This is a genomic window from Campylobacter sp. CNRCH_2013_0671h (genome assembly GCF_025773055.1).
GTDB classification, from domain to species: domain Bacteria; phylum Campylobacterota; class Campylobacteria; order Campylobacterales; family Campylobacteraceae; genus Campylobacter_D; species Campylobacter_D lari_D.
Genome location: NZ_JAKMTG010000003.1, coordinates 176,906 through 184,881 on the forward strand (window position 1 = coordinate 176,906; position 7,976 = coordinate 184,881).

3 protein-coding genes are annotated in these 7,976 nt (G+C 26.8%); all 3 read left to right on the plus strand.

Annotated elements, in window-relative coordinates; genetic code table 11:
* Positions 1-266 precede the first annotated feature (266 nt).
* Entirely contained in the window at positions 267-2,768 is a 2,502-nt protein-coding gene (locus L8X97_RS03650) for a hypothetical protein (RefSeq protein ID WP_263662658.1), read from the plus strand.
* 27 nt (positions 2,769-2,795) lie between these two features.
* Positions 2,796-6,215, plus strand: a complete 3,420-nt coding sequence (locus L8X97_RS03655) for a filamentous hemagglutinin N-terminal domain-containing protein (protein WP_263662660.1) — start codon at positions 2,796-2,798, stop codon at positions 6,213-6,215.
* A 120-nt stretch (positions 6,216-6,335) separates the two neighbouring features.
* Positions 6,336-7,976: ShlB/FhaC/HecB family hemolysin secretion/activation protein (locus L8X97_RS03660; protein ID WP_318529831.1), on the plus strand; the 1,641-nt coding region annotated here is incomplete at its 3' end.

The window sequence follows — 7,976 nt, forward strand, 5'->3', positions numbered from 1 at the left end:
GATTGTTTGGTATGTTACAAAAATACCCAATTAAAATAATTAACCTAAAAGCCTATAAGCAAGCATTTTGATAATTTTTTTCAAAATGAGATATTTTATATCTTATTCTTAATTTAAGCTTAAATTTATATGCATAGCAGTAGTATAACTTTTTTATGAAAATATAAAATTTCTAGGAGGTATTTTAAATACCATGAAAAGATTATTTTTTAATTTAAACCTTAGGGGGGGGGATATTGTTCAGACATATTTTGAGAAAATATTGCATGATATTAAAATTTTTCTTACTCACTATATTTTCCTTAAACTCTTTAGAAGCTGCCACCCAGGCAAATTATGATAAAACTTCTAATGCTTATATTATTAAACAGCACAAATTTAATAATAATGATGTTTATGATTATAATCTTGATACATATAAACTCTTAAGTGGTAAAAACTTCTATGGTCAAATGGCTAGCAATAAAAACCTTTCAAATATTACTTTAATCTATGATAATCCTAAAGATAAGGCTCATTTGAATTTAAATAAATTAGCCTTTAGACAGCATATACTCACTCCAAGTATTAAAGAAGATATTTTTGTAGTTAATGGTTTTCATAGTTTTAGTTCGGTTAATACCGTTTTAAATCAATTAAGCTATATACCTTTTTTAGTTTCAGCCTATACCTTTAATGCAAAAGCAAATAATAATACCTTAGTATTAAAAGCAGGGGAATTATCTTCAGTATATTATTTAAAACCTACCGATAAAGAAGTAATTAATCCTAAAGCTAGTGGCTTAGATAATAAATATAATTTTTTAATCACTCCAGCCATAGCAAGAAAAGGTGAAGCAAGCAATAATACTTTAAATTTCTTAAAAGATGCCTATGTGGATATGGGTGTTGAAAACACCTATACCTTACCTTTAAATGGTGCTCCTTATATCTTAGGTGCTTTTGGGGTTGATGCTAATACTAATAACAATACTGTTATTTTAAATAGCGGCTCTAAGATAGACTTTCATACTACTCCTTATAAACAAAGCACTTTAGGGGATAATATTTTTGATGAGAGAATGACTCATGTGGTAGGAGCTTATACTTATAATGGCAATGCTAAAAATAATAAGGTTATTATAGATGGAGCTTCTTTATTAGTCCATGGTCCAAGTGGAGCATATTCTACATCATCTGCTACTCACTTAGGAGGAGCTTTTGTAGATGTAAATAACAATCAAAGCTATGAAGTAAGCAATAATAGTGTAATTATTAATGATTTAAAACTAGATTTAAGAGTGGATACTAAAAATACTCCATTAGCATACAATGCTATTTTAGTAGGAGCAGTTTATGGGGGAAGGATTATAAAAGGTAATGCATATAGAAATGTTATTATCATTAAGGATTTACAAACCTTATTAGCATTAAATACCAATATAGAAGTAAAAGCACTCTTAGACTTTTATGCAGGTATAACTAATAATGGTATGGCTAATGATAATGTTATTTATATGAATTTGAAAAAGCCATTTGAAATCAATTTTAATTTTACCGGTAAAGATGAAATCAATCTTTATGGTGGGGTAGCTACTAAAGGAGCTAATAGAAATAGTATAAATATAGAAGGAAGTATTACTCAAGGAGTAACAGATAAAAAAAGATATGATAAGATTAATATTATTGCTGCACAAACTCTAAGTTCTAAAGCAAATAATAATAGTATTAATATCAGTAATTCTAATTCTGATATTCCTATGTTTTTATATGCAGTTATGTCTGAAGATGGTAAATATTATGCAAGTAGTGCTAATGCTAATAGTATAGTTTTAGATAATGTAAAATCAGGTAGAAACCTCACTGCTATTATAGAAGCTGATAATTTAGAAAAAAACACTATAAAATATAATATGGTGCAATCTTTATCTAATGCTTCTAATATAGATAAAGGTTCTAAAATCATTTTAAGAGCTAATGAAAATGCTAATGATAATACTTTAAATATTAAAGATTATTCAAGTGCAGCTAGTTCTAATGTATATATTATTAATGCAAAAAATGAAAGTGCTAATAATACTTTTATCTTTGATAATTTAGCCCTAGGTACAGCTTCTGATAAAAGAGAAGGGGAAATAATAATTAGTGCAGGTATAGCTAAGAATACTCATGATAATTATACTCATATAAATAATTTAAATATAGATGAGTATAAAAACAACAAAGCTATATTTATAAGCGCTTCTGGAATATATAGTGAAAATGATAAAAGCTATAATAATACTTTATACTTAAGTGGTAATACTAATATTTTTAACAATACCAATATAGAAGTATTAGCAGGAAGCTTTTTACAAACTAAAAAAGATAATAACTTTGTATCAAAAGTTCTAACACATAAAAATGGTACTAATAATCATTTAATATTAAATACAAATATAAAAGCAAATACTATTAATAACTTTGATCATTATAGCTTTATCTTAAAAGATGATACTAAAGCTTATTTAAATGCTAAAGAAGTGATTAATCTTTCTAAAGATAGTTCTATTAATGTATATACCAACAATAATGTAAAAAATAAAAGCTTTATTTTAATGCAAAGTGAAAAAGGCTTTGTAGATGCAAATAATAAACACTTAAATCAAAAAGACTTACAAAGCTTATTAGAAACTATCACTAAAAACAATCAAAGCTTACATAAAAATATCAAAGCAAAAGTTCAAAAAGCTAAATACACTCTAAGTGTAAGTAAAGATGCAAAAAGCATAGTAGTAAATTTAAATTAAAAAAATAATACACAAAAAGGAGCCAACATGAAAAAACTATCAAATCACATCATACTCTCAGGTATAACTGTATCAATGCTATTTTCTCCACTAATGGCTTTACCTAGTGGAGGTAAATTTACTCATGGGACTAGTGGGACTATAACTTCTGGCAATGGTCATATGCAAATTAATGGTAATGGAACAAACTCAGTCATACAATGGGGTGGTGGCTTTAGCATAGGCAAAGGTGAAAGTGTAAATTTTAATGGAAACAATAAAAACTACCTAAACATTGCTCATGGGACAAGTAAATCTACCATAGAAGGTGTATTAAATGCAAAAGGTAATAATGTCTTTTTAATCAATCCTAATGGAGTAATCATTACTAAAACAGGAACTATCAATGCTAATCGCTTTGTGGCTTCGACTTCGTCTATGAGTGATGAGGATATACAAAAGTTTGCAAAGATGCAAAAATTTGATGATGGATTAACTTTTTCACCGGTGTTTAAACCACAAAAAGCAGGCAATGTAGTTAATATGGGTAATATTAATGCTAATAATGTATTACTTATAGGGAATAAGGTTTTGTTATATGGAACTTTTGATATTGAAAATAAAACTTTTAATCAAATTGCAGCTTTAGATAAAGATAAAAAAACAAATATATATTTAGTTGGGAATGAAACTCATGCTGATATTGCTACCTTAAATAATATAGATAAGTTGCATATAACTGCTAAAGATGAAGGTTCTTTATATTTAGGTGCTACGGGATATTATTACAATCCATCTTCGTTTAAGGATTTTAATTATGAACAACAAGATTATGATAATGCTTTAGATGAAACTGGAAGCAAAATAGAAGTAAAGCATAATAATAAAAAATTTTTAAATAATAAATTTATAGGTATAAGTTCTGATGTGGATTGGTGGCATTTTGCTAAAGGATGGAATGAAAATAAAGATAGTTTTAACAAAAATATCGAATATAGACTTACTAATAATATAAATTTTAAAGGCAATCAAGGCAAAGGCAAAGAAGGAAAAGATTGGCAAAACTATGCTAATTATTGTATAGATGGTCTTAATTGTACTTCTATGATGATTGGTGATAATAAAAATCCTTTTACTAAAACATTTGATGGCCAAGGATTTACTTTAAAAAATATTAATATAGAGGCTAACAATAAAAATTATGTTGGTATTTTTGGAAATTTAAGTAATGGGGCTAATATAAAGAATTTCAATGTAGATTATATGAATGGTAATGTTAAAGCAAATACGACAAATTATATTCTTTATGCAGGTGGTGTTGTCGGACTTATAGAACAAGATGCTAAAGTTGAAGACATTGTTTTAAAAAATATCAATGAAATTATAGGCAATGGTAAAGATTATGCTTATGTTGGAGGTTTTGTTGGGGATATTGTTGATGTAGCTAATATTGATTCTCTACCTATGATAAAAAAGGGCAAAAAATATGAATTACCATCAATACAAAGTAGTAAATTTAAAAATATTACAATTTTAAATATAAACGGTATTCAGGCAAAAAGTGAAGAAGCTTCAAAAGTAGGCGGATTTAGTGGAGCTGTTTATTCCTCCTCACTGAGTCAAAATTCTAGATATGATTTTAATAATATTTTTTTAAATCATATTGGTTATATAGGTGCGGTAACGGATAAAGCAAGTGCTAAATCAGGAGGATTTGTCGGAGAGATTATAAATGTATATAAAGAAAATAACACTCCAACTTATAATAGCTTTACAGATATTTCTTTAAATGATATAGGATTGATTCAATCTTATAACAAAGGAACATATGATCATTATTTAAATAGCTCTCATGATTTTGAGCAGGATGATTCTTTTGCTAGTGGATTTGCTGCAAGTGCTAGTGGAGGGAATTATTTTACTGGTATAACTTTAAATAATATAAAAACAATTCAAAGTATATCCAAAGACAAAGCTGAACTTAGCTATGCGTCAGGTTTTATATCGCATTCTGGTTCAAATTATTTCAACGACATAATTTTAAATGATATACAAAATATTATTTCTGAGGGAACGGGGCATAATAAAAATGGAGCAACAATAGCAACTGGTTTTGTGAGTTTTTACAATCCTAGTTATTTTTATGATATATATGCTTTTTTTAATTCAAAATCACAAATTCAATCAATTGCACCTAAAAATGAAGAAAAGACTATAGTTGGTTATTTTGATATCGGAGGAAAAGATAAAGATGATAAAAGCCATCATAATATCCATGTGTGGATGCCTGAAGATATTTTAAATGGAAAACACTCTCCTGATAAAAAATCTTCTATTGATATAAAAGAATACAGTGATCAAACGCAAGCTTATAAAGAATATAAACAAAAATTGTTAGAATACTCTAATAAGCAATTTTTAAAAGACAATCATAATTATCTTACTTTTGCTTTAAATGAGAAAAAAGATGAACTTAAAGAAGCTTTAGAATTAGATTTAAATGCTATTTTAAACAAAGAAGCTATGCTTTTCAAAGATGATTCTTTTCAAAGTAGTATTGAAAATTATGCTATTAATGATATTGCAAGTCAATATTATAAATTTTATATTAGCTCGCTAGATGATATGCTTAAAGAAAAAGATTATAAACAGATGAGTGAAGATGAGAAAATTGATTTCGTGTCTAAGTATTTTTTAAAAGATAATGAAAACAATAAAGAAGAAGCTTTGAAGATAGTTCAGAGTTTGGAATTTATAGATGCTTATCAAGAAAATGGTTTAAAGGGTGCTAATAAAGAAAAAATTTATCAAAATGAAACTTTTGAAAAATTGTTAGATAATACTGCTAATGTGATTTCTAAAAAAGATTTTATATTCGCTTTATTAAAGAAAGATTTGAAAGATTTTCTTGATAAATCTATAATACTAACAAATCAACTACAAGAAATAAAAACAAAAATTCAAGAAAATGAAAGAGAATATAATGCTTTAGCTAGTAGTGAAAATATTGATTTCAAAAAAATCAATATTTTGGCAGAAAATATTAGCAGATTAAATCAGCAACAAAAAGATATTGTTTCTCAATTGGATATTAGCCCTATAAAAAATAAAATAGAATATACTATCTCAAAAGGAGGTTTTGAAATAATAGGAGATGTTAAGCAAGATATATATACGCCAAAATTAGCACAGCTTGCATTGCAACACGCGAAAAAAGAAATTCCGTGGACAGAACTTCAACCAAGCACTCCAGTGAAAAAAGAAAAATCTAAAAAAGATTTACCTTTTATAGAAAATAATATTTATTTATCAACTAGCGATAGTTTGAAATCAGATGGTGGACTTGTGATAAAAAAAATTAGAAAAGAAAAAGATGTAGATAAGGCTGTCACGAGAAAAAGAGCAGTAACTTGCATAGTTAATGATGGATTTAAAACTATGAATCCTTGTGTAGTAAGTGATATATAAAATATAAATACTAGGTTATCCTAGTATTTATAGTTGTAGATATTATTGAAATTTACTATTGATCAATTCTTAAATTACAATTAATCTAAATCAAGTGTTATTATAAATTAAGGTAAAATCATGAAAAAACTTTCTCTTTGTATTATAGCAATTAGCTCTTTAGTCTATGCTAATAATGGAAGTATTATCATAGCTAAAAATGATATAGAAAAGGTTATAGAACTATCCCCTGATAGAAATCTCCCTCAAAACAAAGCTATCAAAGAAAATCTAAAAACCAAAGATGATTATAAAAAAACTCAAGAAGCTAAAAAAGACTTTGAAGAAAAAAAGAAAGCCTTAAAAGAAAAACTAAATCAAGAAGATGAAACTAATGAGGAAGCTAACAATCAAACTAATAATAACACTACCAACCTAAATAACCAAATTAACACTAACACAAACAATGACAAAGCTAACACTAACTCTAGTATAAATAATCAAACAAACAATAATTCTAATTCAACTAATAATAGCTTTAATACCAATAATGCTTCAAACAATCATAGTTTTAATAACAACACTACCAAATTAAACAATCAAACCAATACCAACAATAATACAAGTAACCCAAATAATCAAACAAACAATAGTTCTAATAATAACTCTACTAACTCAAGTAATCAAACTAATAACAACACTATTAATTTAAACAATCAAAGCAATAATAGTTCTAACAATACTACCACCACTAAACAAGTAATAACCAAATATAAATTTGTTATCACTAATGAAAACACTAGCTTTGAAAAGCTAGGTATTAAAGAAGAAGATTTACAAATACTCATTAGTGAGTTTAGCACTAGAAAATTTAGCTTGCAAGATTTACAAGATATATCTAATATTATTGCTTATTATTTCCAAGTTAATGGCTATCCTGCTGCAACAGCTTATGTGCCCCAACAAGAATTTGAAGATAGTGTGCAAATAAACATAGCCTTAGGAACATTAGGTAAGTATATAATAAAGAATAAAACTACTATAAAAGATTATTTCATAGAAAGTAAGCTTAATGAAAGAATCAAAGGTAAAATCATCTCTACTAAATTAATAGAAGATAGTGTGTATAAAGTCAATGAAATGTATGGAGTACAAACCCTAGCAGGTTTACAAGCAGGAGAGAATGTAGGAGAAACTGATATAGTTATAGAAGTAGTTCCTGATACTAAGGCTAATGTATTATTATATGCTGATAATTATGGTATTAAAAGTGCAGGGGATATTAGAGCTGGTATTAGTATGGGATTTAATTCTATACTTAATATGGGAGATTATTATAATTTTTACTTACAATCAAGCAATGAAAAACAAATCAACTATGGAGCAAGTTATACTTTCTTTTTAGGAAATTTAAAAATTACTCCAAGTGTATCAAAAGGAAATTATTCTTTAGGTGGAGATTATCAAGAAGTTGGCTTTAGTGGAATTTCAAAAAGTATAGGTATAGACTTTTCTTATCCTGTATGGATTAATACTAATTCATCTTTATACTTTACTTCTAGTATTTATCATAAAACTTTAAATGATAAAGCTTTCGCTTATACACCATTTTCATATATAGCAAATAAAAATTCTAATGTAGGTAGTATAGGTTTAGAGGGTTTATTTAGAGGCTTTGAGAATAATACCTTAAGTTATAGTGCTAAGATAAGTATAGGTAAGGTTAATGATGATGGACTTTTTATAGAAGATAATTATTTTAAAAATGAAAGTAAAGGCTTT

What these genes read in the sequence shown, in the direction of transcription:
- L8X97_RS03650 (WP_263662658.1), top strand. Translation starts at nt 267, where the DNA reads ATGATATTAAAATTTTTCTTACTCACTATATTTTCCTTAAACTCTTTA.
- L8X97_RS03655 (WP_263662660.1), top strand. Translation starts at nt 2,796, where the DNA reads ATGAAAAAACTATCAAATCACATCATACTCTCAGGTATAACTGTATCA.